The sequence below is a fragment of the Sphingomonas sp. GV3 genome, from assembly GCF_031082075.1.
GTDB classification, from domain to species: Bacteria; Pseudomonadota; Alphaproteobacteria; order Sphingomonadales; family Sphingomonadaceae; genus Sphingomonas; species Sphingomonas beigongshangi.
The window spans coordinates 1,522,040-1,542,555 of sequence record NZ_JARWLE010000001.1 but is presented as its reverse complement, the minus strand read 5'-3'; the positions used below and the strand labels follow the sequence as shown (position 1 = coordinate 1,542,555).

The 20,516-nt window shown below is 67.5% G+C and carries 18 protein-coding genes; 10 read left to right on the top strand and 8 right to left on the bottom strand.

Features of this window, described 5'->3' with window-relative positions:
* Positions 1-2 precede the first annotated feature (2 nt).
* Both RF701_RS07230 and RF701_RS07225 read right to left on the bottom strand, forming a co-directional pair.
* Complete coding sequence (locus RF701_RS07230) at positions 3-983, bottom strand: xanthine dehydrogenase family protein subunit M (RefSeq protein WP_308814536.1); 981 nt, start codon at positions 981-983, stop codon at positions 3-5.
* Complete coding sequence (locus RF701_RS07225; RefSeq protein ID WP_308814535.1) at positions 980-1,525, bottom strand: 2Fe-2S iron-sulfur cluster-binding protein; 546 nt, start codon at positions 1,523-1,525, stop codon at positions 980-982. Before RF701_RS07225 ends, RF701_RS07230 begins: the two co-directional genes overlap by 4 nt.
* Before the next feature lie 109 nt (positions 1,526-1,634).
* Between RF701_RS07225 and RF701_RS07220 the strand changes: the two genes are divergently transcribed.
* Together RF701_RS07220 and RF701_RS07215 are read left to right on the top strand one after the other, a co-directional pair.
* Complete coding sequence (locus RF701_RS07220) at positions 1,635-2,627, top strand: glycerophosphodiester phosphodiesterase (RefSeq protein WP_210358157.1); 993 nt, start codon at positions 1,635-1,637, stop codon at positions 2,625-2,627.
* Complete coding sequence (locus tag RF701_RS07215; protein ID WP_308814534.1) at positions 2,628-2,906, top strand: hypothetical protein; 279 nt, start codon at positions 2,628-2,630, stop codon at positions 2,904-2,906.
* Positions 2,907-2,929: 23 nt separating this feature from the next.
* Here the strand turns inward: RF701_RS07215 and RF701_RS07210 are convergent, their stop codons facing one another.
* Both RF701_RS07210 and RF701_RS07205 read right to left on the bottom strand, forming a co-directional pair.
* The gene (locus RF701_RS07210) at positions 2,930-3,622 is read right to left on the bottom strand and encodes an alpha/beta fold hydrolase (protein WP_308814533.1); all 693 of its coding nucleotides are present in this window, start codon (positions 3,620-3,622) and stop codon (positions 2,930-2,932) included.
* Between the two features lie 35 nt (positions 3,623-3,657).
* Positions 3,658-4,344 (bottom strand): TIGR02117 family protein, encoded by a 687-nt coding sequence (locus RF701_RS07205; RefSeq protein WP_210358154.1) that lies wholly within the window; start codon positions 4,342-4,344, stop codon positions 3,658-3,660.
* 26 nt (positions 4,345-4,370) lie between these two features.
* On the opposite strand from RF701_RS07205, the gene phhA reads away from it, so the two are divergent.
* Complete coding sequence (gene phhA, locus RF701_RS07200; protein WP_308814532.1) at positions 4,371-5,243, top strand: phenylalanine 4-monooxygenase; 873 nt, start codon at positions 4,371-4,373, stop codon at positions 5,241-5,243.
* Positions 5,244-5,314: 71 nt separating this feature from the next.
* The gene (locus RF701_RS07195; RefSeq protein ID WP_308814531.1) at positions 5,315-6,316 is read left to right on the top strand and encodes an NAD-dependent epimerase/dehydratase family protein; all 1,002 of its coding nucleotides are present in this window, start codon (positions 5,315-5,317) and stop codon (positions 6,314-6,316) included.
* A gap of 33 nt (positions 6,317-6,349) precedes the next feature.
* Here the strand turns inward: RF701_RS07195 and RF701_RS07190 are convergent, their stop codons facing one another.
* A complete protein-coding gene (locus RF701_RS07190; protein ID WP_246848193.1) occupies positions 6,350-6,979 on the bottom strand; it encodes a TetR/AcrR family transcriptional regulator in 630 nt (209 codons plus the stop codon).
* A 101-nt stretch (positions 6,980-7,080) separates the two neighbouring features.
* Here RF701_RS07190 and RF701_RS07185 point away from each other — a divergent pair, with 101 nt between their 5' ends.
* From RF701_RS07185 to RF701_RS07165, 5 genes are all read left to right on the top strand, one after another.
* Entirely contained in the window at positions 7,081-8,265 is a 1,185-nt protein-coding gene (locus RF701_RS07185) for an efflux RND transporter periplasmic adaptor subunit (RefSeq protein WP_308814530.1), read from the top strand.
* A 6-nt stretch (positions 8,266-8,271) separates the two neighbouring features.
* Positions 8,272-11,511 (top strand): efflux RND transporter permease subunit, encoded by a 3,240-nt coding sequence (locus RF701_RS07180; protein ID WP_308814529.1) that lies wholly within the window; start codon positions 8,272-8,274, stop codon positions 11,509-11,511.
* Positions 11,512-11,516: 5 nt separating this feature from the next.
* The gene (locus RF701_RS07175) at positions 11,517-13,037 is read left to right on the top strand and encodes an efflux transporter outer membrane subunit (RefSeq protein WP_308814528.1); all 1,521 of its coding nucleotides are present in this window, start codon (positions 11,517-11,519) and stop codon (positions 13,035-13,037) included.
* Positions 13,038-13,291: 254 nt separating this feature from the next.
* Positions 13,292-14,104: a hypothetical protein gene (locus RF701_RS07170; protein WP_308814527.1), complete on the top strand. Its 813-nt coding sequence runs from the start codon at positions 13,292-13,294 to the stop codon at positions 14,102-14,104.
* Positions 14,101-14,820, top strand: a complete 720-nt coding sequence (locus tag RF701_RS07165) for an ABC transporter ATP-binding protein (RefSeq protein WP_308814526.1) — start codon at positions 14,101-14,103, stop codon at positions 14,818-14,820. Before RF701_RS07170 ends, RF701_RS07165 begins: the two co-directional genes overlap by 4 nt.
* A gap of 22 nt (positions 14,821-14,842) precedes the next feature.
* Here the strand turns inward: RF701_RS07165 and RF701_RS07160 are convergent, their stop codons facing one another.
* The 3 genes from RF701_RS07160 to RF701_RS07150 form a co-directional block, all read right to left on the bottom strand.
* Positions 14,843-15,868: a glycosyltransferase family 1 protein gene (locus RF701_RS07160; protein ID WP_308814525.1), complete on the bottom strand. Its 1,026-nt coding sequence runs from the start codon at positions 15,866-15,868 to the stop codon at positions 14,843-14,845.
* 1 nt (position 15,869) lies between these two features.
* On the bottom strand, positions 15,870-16,730 hold the full coding sequence (locus RF701_RS07155; RefSeq protein ID WP_246848238.1) for a UDP-2,3-diacylglucosamine diphosphatase: 861 nt from the start codon (positions 16,728-16,730) through the stop codon (positions 15,870-15,872).
* Between the two features lie 485 nt (positions 16,731-17,215).
* Positions 17,216-18,859: an anion permease gene (locus RF701_RS07150; protein WP_308814524.1), complete on the bottom strand. Its 1,644-nt coding sequence runs from the start codon at positions 18,857-18,859 to the stop codon at positions 17,216-17,218.
* 478 nt (positions 18,860-19,337) lie between these two features.
* On the opposite strand from RF701_RS07150, the gene RF701_RS07145 reads away from it, so the two are divergent.
* Complete coding sequence (locus RF701_RS07145) at positions 19,338-20,495, top strand: alpha-hydroxy-acid oxidizing protein (protein ID WP_210358145.1); 1,158 nt, start codon at positions 19,338-19,340, stop codon at positions 20,493-20,495.
* Positions 20,496-20,516 lie beyond the last annotated feature (21 nt).

Genomic DNA, 20,516 nt, shown 5'->3' with positions numbered 1-20,516 from the left:
GCTCATTCTCCCGTGAGTTCGCGCAAGGTGGCGATCAGGACCCGGCGCGCGAGCGGAATCTTGAAGTCGTTGCTGCCATAGCCCTTCGCGTCGGCGAGCAGCGCATCGGCAGCGTCGGCGAAGGCGGCGTCCGACGGCGCCTGGCCGACCAAAGCGGCCTCGACCGCGCCGTCGCGCCACGGCATCGGGCCAAGGCCCCCGAACGCCAGCGCGGCGGAGGCGATCTTTCCGTCCGCGACCTTAACCACGCCGGCCACGGACACGAGCGCGAAAGCATAGGACGCGCGGTCGCGCACCTTGCGATAGACCTGCCGGCCTTCGGGCGGCGCGGGCAGTTCGACATGCGTGATCAGCTCGCCCGGCTCCAGCACGGTCTCGAGGTCAGGCCGGTCGCCCGGCAGGCGGTAGAAGTCGTGGATGCTGATCCGCCGCTTGTCGCCGTCCGCCTTGAGCGTGACGATCGTCGCGTCGAGCGCGCGCATCGCGACGGGCATGTCGCCGGGATGCGTCGCGATGCAATGCTCGGATGTGCCGAGCACCGCGAGGATGCGGTTGAACCCGCCGATCGCGGAGCAGCCCGCGCCCGGCTCGCGCTTGTTGCACGGCATGGCCGTATCATAGAAATAATAGCAGCGCGTGCGCTGAAGCAGGTTGCCGCCCGTCGTCGCCTTGTTGCGCAGCTGCCCGGATGCGCCCGCCAGCAGCGCGCGGCTGAGCACGGGGTATTTGGCGATCACGCGCGGATCGGCGGCAAGGTCGGCGTTCGGCACCAGCGCGCCGATCGTCAGGCCGCCATCCTCGCGCTCCTCGATCTCGCCCAGCGGCAGCCGGCTGATGTCGACCAATTTGTCCGGCGTCTCGACCTGCAGCTTCATCAGGTCGAGCAAATTGGTGCCGCCCGCGATGAACTTCGCGCCCGCCCGGTCGATGTCGCGCACCGCCTCGTCGACGGTCGTCGCCTTTTCGTAGGTGAAGGTCTTCATGCGCCCGCCTCCGCCGGCTCGCGGGTCGTCGGCGCGGTCTTCGCGTCGCCCGACGAAGCGGCGACCTCGCGGATCGCATCGACGATATTGGGATAGGCGGAGCACCGGCACAGATTGCCGCTCATCCGCTCGCTGATCTCGCCATCGTCGAATGTCGGGTCGGAAAGATCGTCGCTGACGTGGCTCGGCCAGCCCTTCTTGACCTCGTCGAGCATGCCGACCGCGGAGCAGATCTGCCCCGGCGTGCAATAGCCGCACTGATAGCCGTCGTGGCGGACGAAAGCCGCCTGCATCGGATGGAGCGATTCGGGGGATCCCAGGCCCTCGATCGTCACGATCTCGTCATCCTGATGCATCACGGCGAGCGTCAGGCAGCCGTTCACGCGGCGACCATTCACCAGCATGGTGCAAGCACCGCACTGGCCGTGGTCGCATCCCTTCTTGCTGCCCGTAAGGCCGAGATGCTCGCGGCACAGGTCGAGCAGCGAGGTTCGGATGTCGACATCCGCCTGATAGGATTGCCCGTTTATGGTAAAGCGCATGCGACGGAACCCCTGGTTAATCCATGTCGTAACGCCCTGCCTGCTATTCGTTTCCGGCTGCGAATCAGTCGCACTGGCGCATGGCACGGCAGGCGGGCAGAGTGCGGCGATGCCGGCCCCGCTTTCTCCGCCCATCGTCATCGCCCATCGCGGCGCCAGCGGTTACCGGCCCGAGCATACGCTCGCTGCCTACGAGCTGGCGATCGACCAGGGCGCGGACGTGATCGAGCCCGATCTGGTGCCGACCAAGGACGACGTGCTCGTCGCGCGGCACGAGAATGAGATCGGCGGCACCACCGACGTTGCCCGGCATCCGGAATTCGCCGGCCGCCGCACGACGAAGACGATCGACGGCCAGCAGGTGACGGGCTGGTTCACCGAGGATTTCACGCTGGCCGAACTGAAGACGCTGCGCGCGCGCGAACGTCTGCCGACGGTACGGTCCGCCAACGCGGCCTATGACGGCCGGTTCGAGGTGCCGACGCTGGCGGAGATCATCGCGCTCGCCAAGCGCCGCTCGCAGGAACTCGGGCGCACGATCGCCATCTATCCCGAAACCAAGCATCCGACCTATTTCGCCGCTATCGGTCACCCGACCGATGTCGCCCTGGTGGATCAGCTGAGAGCCGCCGGCTGGACCACCGCGGATGCGCCGGTGTTCATCCAGTCGTTCGAGGTGGACAATCTCAAGCGTATCCATGGCATGACCGGCATCCGCCTGATCCAGCTGGTCGACGGGGAAGGGGGACCAGCCGACCATGCCGCGCCGTCCTATGCCGCGATGCTGACGCCGGAGGGGCTGCGACAGGTCGCCGGCTATGCCTGGGGGATCGGACCGAACAAGGCGCAGCTGTGGCGGGGCGACATGCCGTCCACGCTGGTCGCGGATGCGCACGCGGCGGGGCTGCGCGTCCATCCCTGGACCTTCCGTGCGGAGAACCAGTTCCTGCGCGCGCCCTTCCGCAGCGGCGGCGATGGCGATGCGCATGGCGACATACGGGGCGAAATCCGCGCCGCATTGCGGCAGGGTATCGACGGATTCTTCACCGATTATCCGCTAGAGGGCGTTGCGGCGCGCAAGGGCGCCGAGGACCATCGGTAAATGCGCAAATTCTCCCTCATGCTTCCCCTGCTCGGCCTCGCGACGAGCGGCTGCATCAGCACCGCGACGACGATCGTGAAGGCACCGTTCCAGGTTGCGGGCAAGGCGATCGACTGGACCACGACCAGCCAGTCGGAGTCCGACCGCAACTATGGCCGCAAGATGCGCAAGCAGGAGGCGAGGGAGGGCCGCGAGCGCAAGAACGCGGCGAAGGAATGCCGTAAGCACCCCGACGACCAGGAAGCCTGCCGCTATTCGGGGTATCGCGCCGGTTACTGAACCTTCGGTGCCCGGCGGGGCGCTCAGTGCCCGCGCACGTCCTTGGCCAGCGCCGCAGCGATGGCGATCAGCACCTCCGGATGGATGTGCACGCCCAGATGGCCGCTCGACACTTCGACGCAATCGGCGCTGGGATCGCGGCAGATATGGCCGTTGACGATGCCGTCGCGCCGGCTCCAGATCGCGGTAGCGGGCACCGGCAACGGCGCGGCGATTTCCTCGCACCGCGCCAGCACCGCGGGATCGTCCAGCCGCTCCCCTGTCGCCCATTCGAACGCGCGCCAGACGTTGGTCGCCTTGCCGCTGCCGGCATAGGGCGAACTGACCGTGACGACGCGGGAGACGAGATCGGGCCGCCGATGCGCGACCAGCCGCGCCATCAAGCCGCCAAGGCTGACGCCCACCAATGCGACGGGGCCGGTATCCGCGGCAAGCGCCTCGACCCGGGCAATCAGGCGGGCAGCATCGGGATCCGCGCTGCGTGCGCCGAGGTTGCGACCCAGGCCCCAGCCGTGCGGCCGATAGCCCAGCCTCGTCAGGAACCGGCGCAGGACGAGGCTGGAACCATCGGAATCGAACAGCCCGGGCAGGACCATGACTCCGCCGCCGTTGCCGGCCGGCACGGCGTCGAGCGCGTCGCGATAGCGCCATCGCGTCGCGAGCATCCATGCGACCCGCGGGAATTCGGATGCGAGCAGCGCGGGCGGCGGCGCCACCGGTCGGGCACGTTGCCGACCGGCCCTGTCGGAGCCTATCGCTCCGCTGCTGCCCGGGGCGGGAACCATCCGAGGATCGTGACGGGAAACGGCGTCCATCGTCCTACCCGGACACCCGCGTGACGAAGCGCATCGCCAACCCAGGCGTTGCACGTGCGGATCGCGCTGTAATGCCCGCGCGCGGGGTAGAAGGCGTCGTTCCTGTCATAACTTTGCAATATACGTCCTCCCGGCTTTAAGGTTGCCTGAACGAAGGCGATCAGTCGCCGGTATTCCGTGGGGCGCAAGACGATGCGGCGGCTCATTTCGACGGGGCCGGGTACGTGTTCGACATGGAGAAGAGTCCGGTCGCTCCCCGCCGCCGCCGCCAGGATCGTGCCGGGCCGCACGTCGGCCCAGGTCGGCGTGCCGAGGAAGAACGCTTCGTCCCCCCAGCCGATGGCGAGGTGATCGTAGCGTGCATATCGCGGATCGGCGATGTCCCCGGCCGGGGCGAGTGGGCGCAGGTCGATGCCCGCCGCGACCTTCGGCAGCACCAGCGACACGTGGATGCCGTTCGACTCCACCCAGATGGGTATGCCCTGCGCCGGCGGGCGCCACGCCGCATGCGCGGGCAAGGCGCCGCCGACCAGCCCCGCGGCGCCATAGGCCAGCAGCACGCTAACGACGAGTGCGCCCGCGCCCGCGAACGACCGGAACAGCCATCGTGCGTATAGTTTCATCCGATACCTTCTGTTAGGCTGTGCCCATGGCTGACGACACGCATATGCTCGACTCGCCCCCGCCGGGCGCCGCCGCCGACTGGACCGTTCCGCAGGACTGGCAGCATTATACGGCGGAGGAGCATGCGACCTGGGATACGCTGTTCGCGCGGCAATCCAAGCTGCTGCCGGGCCGCGCGTCGGACGCCTATCTGCGCGGGCTCGACGTGCTGAAGCTGTCGAAGCCCGGCATTCCGGATTTCGAGGAGCTCAGCGAGCGGCTGATGAAGCTGACCGGCTGGCAGGTCGTGGCGGTGCCCGGCCTCGTCCCCGACGACGTCTTTTTCGACCATATGGCGAACCGCCGGTTCGTCGCGGGCAATTTCATCCGTCGGCCGGACCAGCTGGATTATTTGCAGGAACCCGACGTGTTTCACGACGTGTTCGGCCATGTGCCCATGCTCGCCGATCCGGTGTTCGCGGATTATCTCGAAGCCTATGGCCGTGGCGGCCAGCGTGCGCTCGGTCTCGACGCGCTGAAGTATCTCGGCCGGCTTTACTGGTACACGGTCGAGTTCGGTTTGATCCAGGAGGGAGGCGACCTGCGGATCTATGGGTCTGGCATCGTATCGAGCTACGCGGAAAGCCGCTTCGCGCTTGACGATCCCAGTCCGAACCGGATCGGCTTCGACATCGCACGGGTGATGCGGACCGAATATCGGATCGACGACTTCCAGCAGAATTACTTCGTCATCCCCAGCTTCGACGAACTGCTGCGGATCACGGTCGAGACGGATTTCGCGCCGCTGTATGCCGAGTTGAAGGCGCAGCCCGATATTCCGGTGGCGGCGATCGAGCCGGGCGATACGGTCATCACCCGGGGCACGCAGGCCTATGCGCTGGCCAAGGCCGACGGTTGACGCCTGCGCAAAAGGTCATAGAGCCCGCGCGGTCTCGTTCGCGCGAACGGGGATGCTGACGGGGAAGGGCGATGCCGACGACGCTGGTTACCGGAGCCGCCGGCTTCATCGGCATGGCGACCGCGCAGGCGCTGCTCGCGCGCGGCGATCGCGTCATCGGCGTCGATTCGCTCAATGACTATTACGACCCCGCGCTGAAGCGGGCGCGGCTCGCGCACATCACGCAGGCGTACGGCGACCGTTTCGCCTTCCATCATCTCGACTTCGCCGATGCCGCCGCGCTGCGTGCCGCGCTCGCGGGCCGTGACTTCGATCGGATCGTCCATCTCGGTGCGCAGGCGGGGGTACGCTATTCGGTCGAGCGGCCCGACGTCTATGCGCAGGCGAATCTGGTCGGCCACCTCAACCTGCTCGAACTCGCGCGCGATCGGCGTGTCGCGCACCTGGTCTATGCCTCGTCCTCTTCGGTCTATGGCGGCAATGTCGATGTCCCGTTCCACGTCGAGGATCGCGTCGAGCGGCCGCTGTCGCTGTACGCCGCCACCAAGCGCGCCAACGAGCTGATGAGCGAAAGCTACGCGCATCTGTTCCGGCTGCCGCAGACGGGGTTGCGCTTCTTCACGGTCTACGGGCCGTGGGGGCGCCCGGACATGATGCTCTGGATCTTCACCGCGAAGATCCTGCGGGGGCAGCCGATCCCCGTCTTCAACCATGGCCGTATGGAGCGGGACTTCACCTTCGTCGACGATATCGTCGCCGGCGTGGTCGCGGCGCACGACCATGCACCCGCGGACGATGCATCGCCGAAGTCGGGAGGTAGCGTCTCGCCGCACGCGCTATACAATCTCGGCAACCACCGTGCCGAGCCGCTCGGCCGGGTCATCGCGTTGCTGGAGGCGGCGATCGGTCGTTCCGCGATCCGGCAGGACCTGCCGATGCAGCCTGGCGATGTCACCCGGACCTTCGCGGATATCGAGTCCGCCAGGCGGGATCTACACTACCGGCCCGTGACGACTATCGACGAAGGCATTCCGCGGTTCGTGCGCTGGTATCGGGAGTATCACGGCGCATGACCATCGGCGCCGCCCCGATCCGGGCTCGCCGGATCAGGCGCCGGCCGCCGTGCAGAGCGCGTCCAGCTCCCGGTCGACCATCTCGATCAGCTTCGCGGTAAGCGCCGGCATGTCCTTGGGCTGGTGCAGCAGCTGGAAATAGCTGAGCCCCAGCGACAGCGTCATGATCATGTCCGCCAGCAGCCGCCGGCGTTCGGCCAGCACATCGCCGGGCGCGAGCATCGTGAGCGCCGCGCTCAGCCGACTTTCGAACTCTGCCCGCAACCGATGGAAGATCGTCGCGATCCTCGCGTTGCGCGTGGCCTCTGCGACGATCTCGGCGAACAACCGATCGTCACCCTCGGGATCCTCGGCATCGAGAAAATGCCGCAACCATTCGCGCACCCCCTGCGAATCGCCCGACTCGATCGCCGCGTCCAGCTGGCCGCTCTGCATGAACTCGCCGCAATCGCTGTTGCAGATTGCCGCGACGATATCCTCCTTCGACGAGAAATCGCGATAGATCTGGCCGACCGCGACACCTGATTCCTTGGCGAGCTGGGCCATGCCCGTCGCATGAAAACCGTTTTCCATGAACAGCTTGCGTGCCGTCTCCGTCACCAGTCGGCGACGTTGCTCGGCGCGGTTCGCAAAGAGGGAGCAGCACTGGATCCTATCGGTCATGAAACGAAACTTCACCTTGGTGCTTGACGGTCAATCCGTGTTCGCAGTAGCAGCATTTTGTGAGTGAACGATCACTCACATACTGTCTAGCGGATTTCGACATGATGAACAGCCGACACGGAGTTGTGGCGCTGGCGTTGGTGCTGGCGGCCTGCGGCAAGGGTGGCGAGGCGCCACCGCAGCAGCAGGGGGCGCAGGGACCGGCACCGGTCGGCTATGTCGTGATGGCGATGCAGCCCGTCCGGCTCACCTCGGAACTGCCCGGTCGCACTGCCGCCTATGAGACGTCGGACGTGCGGCCGCAGGTCAACGGCCTCGTCCAGGCGCGGCTGTTCACCGAAGGCGACATGGTGCGCGCGGGCCAGCCGCTCTACCGGATCGACTCCTCTCCCTATCAGGCACAGGTCGCCAACGCCCGCGCCGCGCTGGCGCGGGCCCGCGCCGCGATCGCGTCGAGCGCCGCGCTCGCGCGCCGCTATGGCGAGCTCGTCAAGATCAACGCGATCGCCCGCCAGGATTACGAGAACGCGCTGACCAGTGCCGCGCAGGCGCGCGCCGACGTCGCCGCGCAGCAGGCGGCGCTGCGTACTGCGCAGATCGACCTTGCCCGCACCACGATCCGTGCGCCCATCGCGGGCCGTATTGGCCGGTCGGTGTTCACCACCGGCGCGCTCGTCTCGGCGGCACAGACGCAGGCGCTCGCGACGATCCAGCGCCTCGACCCCATCTATGTCGACATCCAGCAATCGAGCGCCGACCTGCTCAAGCTGCGCCAGCAGATCATCACCGGCCAGATCGCGCGCGACGGCAATGCGCGCGTGCGCCTGATGCTGGAGGACGGCACCGCCTATCCGATCGAGGGCACGCTGCGCTTCGCGGACGTAACGGTCGATCCGACGACCGGTTCGCAGACGATCCGTGCCTTGTTCGGCAACCCGCGCGGGTTGTTGCTGCCCGGCATGTTCGTGCGCGCGCAGCTGGTCGAGGGGACGCAGCAGAACGCGATCCTCGTGCCCCAGCGCGCCGTCAGCCGCGACGAGCGCGGCAAGGCGACCGTCATGGTCATCGGCCAGGGCAACAAGGTCGAGCCGCGCGTGCTGGAGACCAGCCGCACGTCGGGCGAGAACTGGATCGTCACCAGCGGCCTGAAGCCCGGCGACAAGGTGATCGTCGAGGGCGGCATGATGCTGCGTCCCGGCATGCCGGTCCAGGGCCATCCCTGGGATCCCAACGCCAAGCCGGCGGCCGGTCAACCCGGCCAGCCCGGTCAGGCACAGGCGAAGTAACACCCCATGTCGCGCTATTTCATCGATCGCCCGATCTTCGCCTATGTGCTGGCGATCGTCACGATGCTCGCGGGCATCCTGGCGATCCGCAGCCTGCCGATCGCGCAGTTCCCGGCCATCGCGCCGCCCGCAGTGTCGATCACCGCGACCTATCCGGGCGCCGACGCCCAGACGCTCGAGAATACGACGACGCAGATCATCGAGCAGCAGCTGAAGGGAATCGACAACCTTCGCTACTTCTCGTCCTCCTCGTCTTCGGCCGGCCTCGTCACCATCACGCTGACGTTCGAACAGGGCACCGACCCCGACATCGCGCAGGTGCAGGTGCAGAACAAGCTGCAGGCGGCGACGCCGCTGTTGCCGCAGGAGGTGCAGCGCCAGGGTCTGATCGTCGCCAAGGCGACGCAGAACTTCCTGATGTTCGTCGGCCTCTATTCGGCGGACGGCAGCCACAACGATTCCGACCTGTCCGACTATATCGTTTCGAAGCTCCAAGACCCGCTCGCGCGCGTCAACGGTGTCGGCGACACGACGGTGTTCGGGTCGCAATATGCGATGCGCATCTGGGTCGATCCGCTCAAGCTCAACAATTACGCGCTGACGATGGCGGACGTGACGTCGGCGATCACCGCGCAGAACGCGCAGGTGTCGGCGGGCCAGATCGGCGCGCAGCCGGCGCCCAAGGAGCAGATGCTCAACGCCACGGTGTCGGTGGAATCGCGGCTGACCACGCCGGACCAGTTCGCGGCGATCCGCCTGAAGAGCAACACCGACGGGTCGATCGTACGCCTGCGCGACGTCGCGCGGGTGGAGATCGGCGCGGAGAACTACGGCTTCCAGTCGCAGTGGAACGGCCGGCCCGCCTCGGGCATCGGCATCAAGCTCGCCCCCGGCGCCAATGCGCTGACCACGGTTACCGCGGTCAAGGAGCGGGTCAACGCGATCGCCAAGCAGTTCCCGTCCGACGTCAAGGTCATCTACCCCTATGACACGTCGCCCTTCGTGCGGCTGTCGGTCGAGCAGGTGGTGCATACCCTGATCGAGGCGATCATCCTCGTCTTCCTTGTCATGTTCCTGTTCCTGCAGAACTGGCGCGCGACGCTGATCCCGACGATCGCGGTGCCGGTGGTGCTGCTCGGCACGTTCGGCATCCTCGCCGCCGCGGGCTATTCGATCAACACGCTGACCCTGTTCGGCATGGTGCTCGCGATCGGTTTGCTCGTCGACGACGCGATCGTCGTGGTCGAGAATGTCGAGCGCCTGATTACCACCGAACATCTGTCGCCCAAGGAGGCGGCACGTAAGTCGATGGACGAGATCACCGGCGCGCTGATCGGCATCGCCCTGGTCCTGTCGGCGGTGTTCCTGCCGATGGCCTTCTTCGGCGGGTCGACGGGCGTCATCTACCGCCAGTTCTCGATCACGATCGTCTCGGCGATGGTGCTGTCGATCGCGGTCGCGCTGATCCTGACGCCGGCGCTGTGCGCGACGATCCTGAAGCCGCACGAGGCGAACAAGGTCGAGGGCAACGGCCCGCTCGCGCGCTTCTTCCGCTGGTTCAACGACAAGTTCGAACGCGGCCAGGTCCGCTACGAACATGGCGTGGTCCGCACGGCGAAGAGCTGGAAGCGGTCGATGCTTGTCTATCTTCTGATCGTGCTGGGCATGGGCTTCCTGTTCATGCGCCTGCCGACGGGCTTCCTGCCCGACGAGGATCAGGGGATCATGATCGCGCTGGTGCAGGGGCCTCCGGGCGCCACCACTGCGCGCACGCAGAAGGGCCTCGACACGATCCGCGACCATTTCCTGCAAAAGGAGGGCGGCAACGTCCAGGGCGTGTTCACCGTCAACGGCTTCAGCTTCGCCGGACAGGGCCAGAACAGCGGCATCGCCTTCATCCCGCTCAAGGAATGGTCGCAGCGCGAAGGCGCGGCGAACAAGGCGCAGGCGATCGCCGGGCGCGCCATGGGTGCCTTCTCGCAGTTCAAGGATGCGATGATCTTCGCGGTCATCCCGCCCGCGGTGCAGGAGCTGGGCAATGCCACCGGCTTCGACCTGCAACTCGTCGACGAGGCGGGGATCGGGCACGAAAAGCTGGTCGCCGCGCGCAACATGATGCTGGGCATGGCGATGGGCGACAAGTCGCTCGCCGGCGTGCGTCCCAATGCGCTCGACGACGCGCCGCAGCTCAAGATCGACGTCGATCAGGACAAGGCGCGCGCGCTCGGGCTCGACCTGTCGACGGTGAACAACACGATCGCGACCGCCTGGGGCGGATCCTATGTCAACGACTTCATCGATCGCGGCCGCGTCAAGCGCGTCTATATCCAGGCGGACGAGCCCTATCGCCAGAAGCCGGAGGACGTCGGCAGTTTCTACGTACGCGGCGAGACCGGCACGATGGCACCCTTCACCGCCTTCTCGACCCTGTCGTGGAAGCAGGCGCCGGCGCAGCTGACGCGCTACAACGGCCTGCCGTCGATGGAGATATTGGGATCGCCGGCACCGGGCGTGTCGTCGGGCGCGGCGATGAAGGCGATGGAAGCGATCCATGCCAAGCTGCCGCCGGGCACCGGCCTCGAATGGACCGGCCTCAGCTACGAGGAACGCCTGTCGGGCGGCCAGGCGCCGGCGCTCTATGGCCTGTCGCTGCTGATCGTCTTCCTGTGCCTCGCGGCGCTGTATGAAAGCTGGTCGGTGCCGATCTCGGTGATGCTCGTCGTCCCGCTCGGCGTGCTCGGCGCGGTGCTCGCGGCGACGCTGACGGGTCTCAACAACGACATCTACCTCCAGGTCGGCCTGATCACCACGATCGGCGTGTCGGCGAAGAACGCGATCCTGATCGTCGAGTTCGCCGAGGAGAAGATGCGCGACGGGATGAAGCCGTTCGACGCGGCGGTCGCGGCGGCCAAGCTGCGGTTGCGGCCGATCCTGATGACGTCGCTCGCCTTCGTCTTCGGCGTGCTGCCGCTGGCGATCTCGACCGGCGCCGGCGCGGGCGGCCAGAACGCCATCGGCCGCGCCGTGGTCGGCGGCATGCTGTCGGCGACGATCCTCGCGATCTTCTTCGTGCCGATGTTCTTCGTCGTCGTCCTGCGCCTGTTCGGCCAGGGCGGCCATGCGGAGCCGGCCGCGCATGACGATCCCCATGGCCAGCCGCCGCACGACGGCCCTCACGGCACGCCGCCGCATGACGGCGGTGCGCATGACGACACTGAGGGGCGTCCCGCCCCGCAGGGAGCGTGATTTCGATGACCCGCAAGACCATCCTCCTCCTCGCCGCCGCGAGCGCGACGCTCGCCGGCTGCAACCTGGCGCCCAAATATGTGCGCCCGGTCGGCGCGGTGCCGGCGACCCTGCCGCAGGGCGGCGTCTATCCCGCGGCGGCGAGCGACGCGCCCGACGTTACGAAGATCGGCTGGCGCAGCTTCTTCACCGATCCGCGGCTGCAGCAGGTGATCGCGCTGGGACTCGACAACAATCGCGACCTGCGTATCGCGGCGGCCAATGTCCTGCAGGCGCGCGCGCAATATCGCGTGCAGCGCGCCGATCTCGTCCCCAGCACGACGATCAGCGGTTCGGGCACCTATACCAACAACCTGTTCGGCGCGGCGGGCGCGTCGGGTGCTGCCGCTGGCGGCGGCACCAGCGGCGGGGGAACGGGGACCGGCACGGGCACCGGGGTCGGTACCGGATCCGGGACCGGCGGCACGGGCGCCTCGATCGGCACCGGCGGCTCGTCGAACCTGCAATTCTACTCGGTCAACGCCGGCTTCTCGGCGTTCGAGCTCGACCTGTTCGGCCGGGTCCGCAATCTCAGCCGCGCGGCCCTCGAACAATATTTCGCCAGCGAAGAGGCGCAGCGGACGACGCGGATCAGCCTGATCGCGGAACTTGCCACCGCCTGGCTGACGCTCGCCTCGGACCAGGATCAGCTGCGCCTGTCGGAGGAGACGCTGAAGGCGTTCCAGCAGACGCTCGACCTTACCCGCGCGCAATTCCGCATCGGCGTCGCCTCGGAGCTCGAGGCGCGGCAGGCGGAAACCAATTATCAGTCGGCGCGCAACGACATCGCCGTGCTCAAGACGCGGATCGCGCAGGACCAGAATGCGCTCAACCTGCTCGCCGGCACGACGGTGACCGCAGACCTGCTGCCGAACGGACTTGGGACCGGCGACGCGACCATCGCCAACCTGCCGACCGGCGTCGCATCCGACGTGCTGTTGCGTCGGCCGGACGTGCTGCAGGCGGAGCATCAGCTGATCGCGCAGAACGCCAATATCGGCGCGGCCCGGGCCGCACTGTTCCCTCGCATCTCGCTCACCGCGACCCTGGGAACGATCAGCAGCGCGCTGAGCGGGCTCTTCGCCGGCGGCAGCTTCACCTATACCGGGTCACCCTCGATCGCGGCGCCGTTGTTCGACGGCGGCAGGCTGCGCGGCAATCTCGACTATGCGCGCGCCTCGCAGCAGGCGGCGGTCTCCACCTACGAGAAAACGGTGCAGACCGCCTTCCGCGAGGTCGCCGACGCGCTCGCCCAGCGCGGTACGATCGACGAGCAGGTTTCGGCGCAGGCCGCCCGCGCCAACGCCGCCAGCGTCGCCGCGCGCCTGTCTGACGCGCGCTATCGTGCAGGCGTCGATTCCTTCCTCACGACGCTCGACGCACAGCGCACCGCCTATGCGGCGCAGCAACAGCTGGTGACGACGCGGCTGTCGCGCGGTAGCAACCTGGTCGAACTCTACCGCTCGCTCGGCGGTGGGCTGGAATAGGCTCGCCAGCCTTCGCCACTCCACGGCCTTCCCATCAGTGGATTGTCCGCGGTATGCCCGCGGGCATGGGGGACATGGAGCGCTGGCGGACAGGCCTGATCGATCATGACTGGCTGTTGATCCGTCGGTCGGTCTTCACGGCGGTGGCCGGCTGGCACGATCGATTCCTGGCGATCGTGCTGGTCGCGGCCTGCCTGGCATTCGCGCATCAGGGACTCGCCGGGCGAACGCCGCGTCAAGCGATGTGGATCGCCATGGCGATCGGCGTGACGGCGGGCGTCGCCGCGTCGCGCGCTCTGGCGGACCGGTTGCGATATCATGTCGGCGAGGGGGTGCTCGCGGCGCTGGCGCTCCAGGGGACATGCCGGCGCCGGTATCTGATCGCCTGTCATGCGGCGATAGCGGCGGTACTCGCTGCCGCCATGGCCATCGTACGAGCCGATACGATCCCGGTGGTCTGCGCCGCCTATCTGACGGCATCGACCGGCGGGGCCGTCGGCATCGGCCGCCCCTCCGCATCAAGTGCAGGGTGGCGACCCACGATCAACCGCCGCCTGCTGTCATGGCAGCGGCGGCCTGCGGCCGGAGTCTTCGCCGCCGTGCTGATTCTGATTGTGACGTTGGCGGCGCCGACAGACGACAGCGCCCGACTTGCCGTCTGCGCCCTTGCGTCTTGTGCGGCGATCGCCGTGCTGACGCGGGTCGAACCTGCCGTCGTGCGGTTCTTGGCGCTCTCGGGGCATGGGCTGGGCAGCATCCTGTTGTGCCGGGCTGCCGGGGGCCTGACGTTCCTCTTCGTCGCGCCGGTGGTAGCATCGGCCGCAGTGGGGCTCGCCGGTGCCGTCGTGGTCGGATCTGTCATCGCCGGCATGCTGGTGCCGATGGCCCTGCGCATCCAGGCCCACCGGCTTTACGCGCGATTGCAGGCCGAACTGATCGTGGCCGTTCTGGTCTTCGTGATAGCGATAACCGTGCTGCTATCCCCCTTCGTCGCCCTGCCTGTCGCCGCCTTGGCCGTGTGGCGTTTGTCGCGCGCGGCGGCGCATCAGCGCTGGATGATCGGATGAGCGATATCATCCTGTCGGCCACGGTCGTCGTGCGGGGGAAGCGGCGGGTCGTCGACGGCATAGGGTTCGACGTGCCGCGCGGCACATGGTTCGGCGTGATCGGGGCAAATGGCTCGGGCAAGACCAGCCTCCTTCGCGCGCTTGCCGGGCGGCTGCCGCTCGCCGCAGGCATCTGCCGCGTCGACGGACGCGATCTCGCGGAGGATCGTGCAGCCCGCGCCCGCAGTTTCGGCTTTTGCCCGCCGGCCGATCGACTGCCCGACCTGATGCGCGGACGCGAACTGCTCGACTATGCGCGATGCGGTGCCGTGACGGATCATCGCCGCCTCGCCGCACTGTGGAACGCACTGGGAATCGCGGAGCTGTCAGACCGTTGGATCGGCGACTGTTCGGCGGGGATGCGGCAGCGGCTGGCGATAGCCTGCGCCTTTGTCGGCGGTCACACGCGGATCATTCTCGACGAGCCGTTCAACTGGCTCGATCCCGTCGCCGCCTACGACCTGCGGCAGGTTCTGCGCGCCATGGTCAACGACGGTCTTACCCTCGTGACGGCGTTGCACGACCTGCCGGTGCTCGCGAGCGCGTGCGATGCGGGCGTGATCCTCGCGGATGGGACGGTGGCGGCGACGCTCGACCGCGAGCGCCTGCGGGAAGCCGCCGTTGATCCGCAGGCCTTCGAGCGCGCAATGATCGACCGCCTGCGCAGCGGACGATAGCGCCAGGGCCGGGATGCGTATCTCAGGCGGCGCGTTGTGCGATCGGCCGGATCGGGGCGAGCGCGTTGAGGAACTGTGCTGCACTCGCTGCCCAGGTGAAGGCGCGCGCATAAGCCGCGCATGCCGCCCGATCCCTGCCGAGCGCGGCGAGGATCGCGTGCTCGAGCGCCGCGTCGATCGCCCCCACCGCTGGCGACAGCACGTCGACCGGCCCCGGTGCAGGCAGTGCGGCGACGGGGGTGCCGCAGGCCAGAGCCTCGATCATCACTAGTCCGAACGTATCGGTAAGGCTCGGAAAGACGAAAACGTCCGCGCTGCGATATGCGGCGGCGAGCGCGGTGCCGAATCGCGGGCCGACGAATCGCGCCTGCGGGTAGCGCGCCGCGAGCGCTTCGCGCGCAGGCCCGTCGCCGACGACGACCTTGGTGCCCGGACCGGGCGCCGCGAGGAATGCTTCGATGTTCTTCTCCACGGCGATACGCCCGACGTAGAGCTGGATCGGGCCCGGCAACGCCGCGATCGCCTCGTCGCGCGGGCCGTCGGGGTGGAACAGCGACAGGTCGACGCCACGCCCCCAGCGGCGCGTGTGGCGCAGCCCCTGCGCCGCCAGGACGCCGTCCACCGATGCGGTGGAAACGAGGATCGCGTCCGCAGGCCGGTGGAACCAGCGAATGTAGCGCCAGAACAGCTCTGCGTTCACGCCCGTCCGCTTGGCGAGATAATCGGGAAACTGCGTGTGATAGGCCGTGGTGAAGCGCAGGCCCTGACCCATGCACCAGCGCCGCGCGGCGAGCCCCAGCGGTCCTTCGGTCGACAGGTGGATCGCGTCCGGATCGAAGGCGCGGACCAGGCGCCCCACGCCGCCGCGTCCGGTCAGCGCCAGCCGGATCTCCGGATAGGTCGGGCAGGGCAGGGTGGCGAAGCGGTCGGGCGAGACGACGAGCACCTCATGCCCCATCGCCTCAAGTTCCGCCTTGGTTGCGGTCAGCGTGCGGACGACGCCGTTGACCTGCGGCTGCCATGCGTCGGTGACGATCGCGATCCGCATGTCAGGCGGCGATCCGCGCGGCAGCGGTCCGTTCCGCCGCCTCGCGCGCCGCGATCTCGTCGGCCCAGTGCAGCACCTCCATCGTGCCGTCGAAATGCTCGACCAGCGCGGTGCATCCCTCTACCCAGTCGCCGTCGTTATAATAGGTGACGGCGCCGATCTCGCGGATTTCCGCGGTATGGATATGCCCGCAGACGACGCCATCGACGCCGCGCGATCCGGCGGCATGCGCGACGACCTCCTCGAACCGCGAGATGAAGGCGACCGCGTTCTTCACCTTCGCCTTGGCATGCTTGGACAACGACCAATAGGGGCGACCGAGCTTGCGCCGCACCACATTGGTCCAGCGATTGAGCGCCATCAGCGCGGTGTAGGCGCTGTCGCCGAGCAGCGCGATCCAGCGGTGGCCCAGCGTGATGGCGTCGAACTCGTCCCCGTGCAGCACGAGTAGGCGGCGCCCGTCGGCCGTGCGGTGGATCGCCTTGCGCCGGATCGCGACGCCGCCGAAGTTCATGCCTGCGAACTGGCGGAACATCTCGTCGTGGTTGCCGGGGATATAGGTGACCTGCGTGCCGCGCTTGGCACGCTTCAGCAATCGCCAGACGACGTCGTTGTGCGCGGCGGGCCAGTAGAAACGCTTCTTGAGCTGCCAGCCGTCGACGATGTCGCCGACCAGGTACAGGATGTCGCTGTCGACGCGATCGAGGAAGTCGATCAGCATGTCGGCATTGCAGCCGCGCGTGCCGAGGTGCACGTCGCTGATCCAGATGGTGCGGTAGCGGCGGCGGGCGACGTCGGGCTTTTCGGGTGTCACCGGCCGGTGCGACACGAAGGACAGGATCGAGGCCCCGGCATCGGCCATATCACCGGTGGTCATCGTCGGGTCGATGGTCATGGCATTCCACCCCAGCTGGGGGGCATTCGGCCCCCGTTCGGAATGCCATGCCGGATCAGTGTGACGCTGACGTCACGATCCGGTTACGCGAATGTTGCTGCACAACTTATTGCTTACCCAATCAGACGAGCGCTGGTGACCAGCGCTCGCCTCTACGCGCACAATCAGCCACCTTGCCAAACTTCGACCCCGCCAGGAAGCGTGCTGAAATACGGACTGATATAACGGCGGCCCGCAGCAATCCCCTTGTCGGCGACCCAACCTGCGGCTTCCCACGGATTGCCTACTGCCCATCCGATTGCCTGGAACGTTCCCATCCGACCACCCGTAGCAAGTTCAATTTCGCTATCTTTCAAAACGATCCTTGATATTACCTTTCAATGCCGACTATCGGCAAGGATTAGGTATATTAGCCTCATGACATGCTTGCGAAACGGGTAGCGCTTTAGCATTCAACTCAGGGCATGCCCTATGGCCAGAAGCAAAACGTAGATAGAGCCAGATAAAACCATTGCAGCGGGCAGGGTGAGAAACCATGCGATAATCATGTTTCGGATAGTCTTTGTTTGCAGTCCTTGGCCGTTGCCCACGGAAGAGCCTGCGATGCCCGCCGACAGAACATGTGTCGTGGAAACTGGGCGGCCGATATAATCGAATGCAAAAATTGCGCTCGCCGCCATCAGCTCGGCGGATACGCCGATGCCATAGGTCAGGTGCGACTGGCCGATCTTCTCGCCGACGGTGACGACGATTCGTTTCCACCCGACCATCGTGCCCAGACCGAGCGCGATCGCCACGGTCACCTTGACCCAGAGCGGGATGTAGCGGGTCCCCTGCTCGAGCCGCCCGCCATAACCCTTGATCTGCTCCAGCTGCGCGGCGGAGAAGCGCGCCTTCGCGCCCTCGTCGGCCACGATCTGCTTGGTCGCGTCGAGCACCAGATACATGTCCGCGCGCAGATTGGGCGCGGCGGCGGCGGGCACGCGGCTGAGCGCGCCGTAATTGCCGATCCGGTCGCCGACGTCGCGCGACAGCTCCGCCAGCGCGCCATAGACCGCGGGACGGTCGACGCGGCGCACCGACAACGCCTGCGTGATCGTCGCGCGTGCTGCATCGGTCGAGGCGGGGCGGCCGCCGTCGGCATGGGCGGCGAAGGTCGCCTGGGCGGCGCGCGCCTGCGCGACATAGGCCGGCGTCGCGCTGTCCGGCACGGTGCGGTTGAGCGCATAGGCGGTGGGCGCGCAGCCGATCAGGATCAGCATGATCAGGCCCATGCCCTTCTGCCCGTCGTTGCTGCCATGCGCGAAGCTGACGGCGGTGCAGGTGAAGATCAGCAGGCCGCGGATACCGCGCGGCGGCGGTTGGTCACCGGAAGGCTCGCGGTAGAGGCGCGGGTCGGTGAAGATGCGCTTCATCAGCAGCATCAGCATCAGCGCACCGGCAAACCCGACGAGCGGGCTGACGAGGAGGGTGATGAAGATCTTTTCCGCCTGGTGCCAGTCGACTCCCGACGTGCCCGACAGGCCCCGCGCGAGCAGCTGGTTGGCGAGGCCCACGCCCAGGATCGATCCGATCAGCGCGTGGCTGGACGAGTTCGGCAGGCCCGCGGCCCAGGTCGCGAGGTTCCAGATGATCGCCGCGAGCAGCAGCGCGAAGATCATCGCGAACCCGCCCAGCGATCCGACGTGCAGGATCAGGTCTACCGGCAGCAGCGTGATGATCGAATAGGCGACCGCGCCAGAGGAGGTCAGCACCCCCAGAAAATTGAAGAAGCCCGACCAGACGACCGCGACCGGCGCGGGCAGGGCATGGGTGTAGATCACCGTCGCCACCGCATTGGCGGTATCGTGAAAGCCGTTGACGAACTCGAACCCCAGCGCGATCAGCAGGGCGAGGCCGAGGAACAGGAACACGCCCGTCGCCATCTGCTCGCCGACCTGCGCGGTATCGGTCGCAATGCTGATCCCGGCATAGCCCAGCGCGCCGACGAGGACCGCAAGGAAGATCCATCGGCCCGCGGGATGCAGCCGCGCGTCGAGATGCGGGCCGCGTGAGGGCGTAGCGCCCTCTGCCGGTTGGGAAGCGATGGTGGCCATTGGATTGCCGGTGCACCCGCGATGTGACGAGTTCGTGACAGGAGTAGTCGCTACCCGACATGTCCCGGAGCAGCAACACAGGTGAAGGTTGCAGGTTCCGTCATCCGTCGTCGCGCGCGAAGGCTCTCGATGGCGAACGTCACCGATGTCGGAGAGGCGACGGTGTGGAACGGCCCTCCCGTTCCGACCGCCGTAGCGGATCTCCGGCATGGGGCGCGCCGGACGTGGCGGGGCCATGAACCCGATGGAACCAGGCTCCATCGGCCGCAGCCGGGGCGAGGGGGGCGAGCCCGATCGGAGAAGCGTCTTGCGGGGCGCCAGATGCCGGCAGGTCGACGACCGGCTCCGAAGGGATCGTCGCCAGCGAGCAGGTCCCGCCATGCCCCCGCAATCCGTATCGGGGGCAAGGCACGTCGCGCGACACGCTATGGCGGAGCGGAGCGTCAGCCGATAAGCGGGGAGAAAAGGAGAGGGGCCAATGGCCTATGGCGACTATCAGAACCTGATCTATGGCGCTGGGCTGCAGGGCATCGTCCCGCGCTGGCCGGTGGATTTCCCGACGCTGGAAGCGCGCGCCGCCGCGGCGATGCCGCCGAGCGTGCTCGGCTATATCCAGGGCGGTTGCGGTGACGAACTGACCCAGCGGCGCAATGCGGAAGCGTTCGGCCGTTGGGGCATGGTGCCGCGGATGATGGTCGACTGTGGGACGCGCGACCTGTCCGTCGAACTGTTCGGCCTTTCGCTGCCGAGTCCGCTGTTCATGGCGCCGATCGGCGTCACCGGCCTGTGTACGCAGGATGGGCACGGCGACCTCGCCGCAGCCGCGGCCGCCGCGGCGACGGGGGTGCCGCTCTGTGCCTCCACCCTTTCGAACGATCCGCTCGAGGGCGTGGCCGGGGCGATGGGTGAGACACCAGGGTTCTTCCAGCTGTACACGCCCCGCGATCCCGATCTCGCCGCCAGCCTCGTCGGCCGCGCGGAGGCGGCGGGCTACAAGGCGATCGTCGTGACGCTCGACACCTGGGTCACCGGGTGGCGGCCGCGCGATCTCAACGTCGCCAATTTCCCGCAGCTGCGCGGCCATGTGCTGGCCAACTATTTCGCCGACCCCGTCTTCCAGCGTCTCCTCGGCAAGTCGCCGGCCTCGGCGCCGGCGGAAGCGGTCGGCCTGTGGGCGCGTCTCTTCGGCAAGGTTCTGACCTGGGACGACATGCCCTGGCTGCGTTCGCTGACGCGCCTGCCGATCGTGCTGAAAGGCATCTGCCATCCCGACGATGCGCGGCGCGCGGTCGATGCGGGTGTGGACGGCATCTATTGTTCGAACCACGGCGGCCGCCAGGCGAATGGCGGGATCGCCGCCATCGACCTGCTGCCCGATGTCGTCGCGGCGGCCGGGAACGTGCCGGTGCTGTTCGACTCGGGGATCCGCTCCGGCACCGACGTGATCAAGGCGATCGCGCTCGGCGCGCGAATGGTCGGCGTGGGCAGACCCTACAGCTACGGCCTCGCGCTCGGCGGGGCGGACGGGGCGGCCCATGTGCTCAAGTGCCTGTTGGCCGAGGCCGATCTGCTGATGGCGGTCAACGGCTATCCGACGCTCGACGCGGTGCGGCAGGCCGGCGCGCAGCGGATGTGAGCCGCGTCTGACTGGCATCTG

What these genes read in the sequence shown, in the direction of transcription:
- RF701_RS07230 (WP_308814536.1), bottom strand. Translation starts at nt 983, where the DNA reads ATGAAGACCTTCACCTACGAAAAGGCGACGACCGTCGACGAGGCGGTG.
- RF701_RS07225 (WP_308814535.1), bottom strand. Translation starts at nt 1,525, where the DNA reads ATGCGCTTTACCATAAACGGGCAATCCTATCAGGCGGATGTCGACATC.
- RF701_RS07220 (WP_210358157.1), top strand. Translation starts at nt 1,635, where the DNA reads ATGCCGGCCCCGCTTTCTCCGCCCATCGTCATCGCCCATCGCGGCGCC.
- RF701_RS07215 (WP_308814534.1), top strand. Translation starts at nt 2,628, where the DNA reads ATGCGCAAATTCTCCCTCATGCTTCCCCTGCTCGGCCTCGCGACGAGC.
- RF701_RS07205 (WP_210358154.1), bottom strand. Translation starts at nt 4,344, where the DNA reads ATGAAACTATACGCACGATGGCTGTTCCGGTCGTTCGCGGGCGCGGGC.
- phhA (WP_308814532.1), top strand. Translation starts at nt 4,371, where the DNA reads ATGGCTGACGACACGCATATGCTCGACTCGCCCCCGCCGGGCGCCGCC.
- RF701_RS07195 (WP_308814531.1), top strand. Translation starts at nt 5,315, where the DNA reads ATGCCGACGACGCTGGTTACCGGAGCCGCCGGCTTCATCGGCATGGCG.
- RF701_RS07190 (WP_246848193.1), bottom strand. Translation starts at nt 6,979, where the DNA reads ATGACCGATAGGATCCAGTGCTGCTCCCTCTTTGCGAACCGCGCCGAG.
- RF701_RS07185 (WP_308814530.1), top strand. Translation starts at nt 7,081, where the DNA reads ATGATGAACAGCCGACACGGAGTTGTGGCGCTGGCGTTGGTGCTGGCG.
- RF701_RS07180 (WP_308814529.1), top strand. Translation starts at nt 8,272, where the DNA reads ATGTCGCGCTATTTCATCGATCGCCCGATCTTCGCCTATGTGCTGGCG.
- RF701_RS07175 (WP_308814528.1), top strand. Translation starts at nt 11,517, where the DNA reads ATGACCCGCAAGACCATCCTCCTCCTCGCCGCCGCGAGCGCGACGCTC.
- RF701_RS07170 (WP_308814527.1), top strand. Translation starts at nt 13,292, where the DNA reads ATGGCGATCGGCGTGACGGCGGGCGTCGCCGCGTCGCGCGCTCTGGCG.
- RF701_RS07165 (WP_308814526.1), top strand. Translation starts at nt 14,101, where the DNA reads ATGAGCGATATCATCCTGTCGGCCACGGTCGTCGTGCGGGGGAAGCGG.
- RF701_RS07160 (WP_308814525.1), bottom strand. Translation starts at nt 15,868, where the DNA reads ATGCGGATCGCGATCGTCACCGACGCATGGCAGCCGCAGGTCAACGGC.
- RF701_RS07155 (WP_246848238.1), bottom strand. Translation starts at nt 16,730, where the DNA reads ATGGCCGATGCCGGGGCCTCGATCCTGTCCTTCGTGTCGCACCGGCCG.
- RF701_RS07150 (WP_308814524.1), bottom strand. Translation starts at nt 18,859, where the DNA reads ATGGCCACCATCGCTTCCCAACCGGCAGAGGGCGCTACGCCCTCACGC.
- RF701_RS07145 (WP_210358145.1), top strand. Translation starts at nt 19,338, where the DNA reads ATGGCCTATGGCGACTATCAGAACCTGATCTATGGCGCTGGGCTGCAG.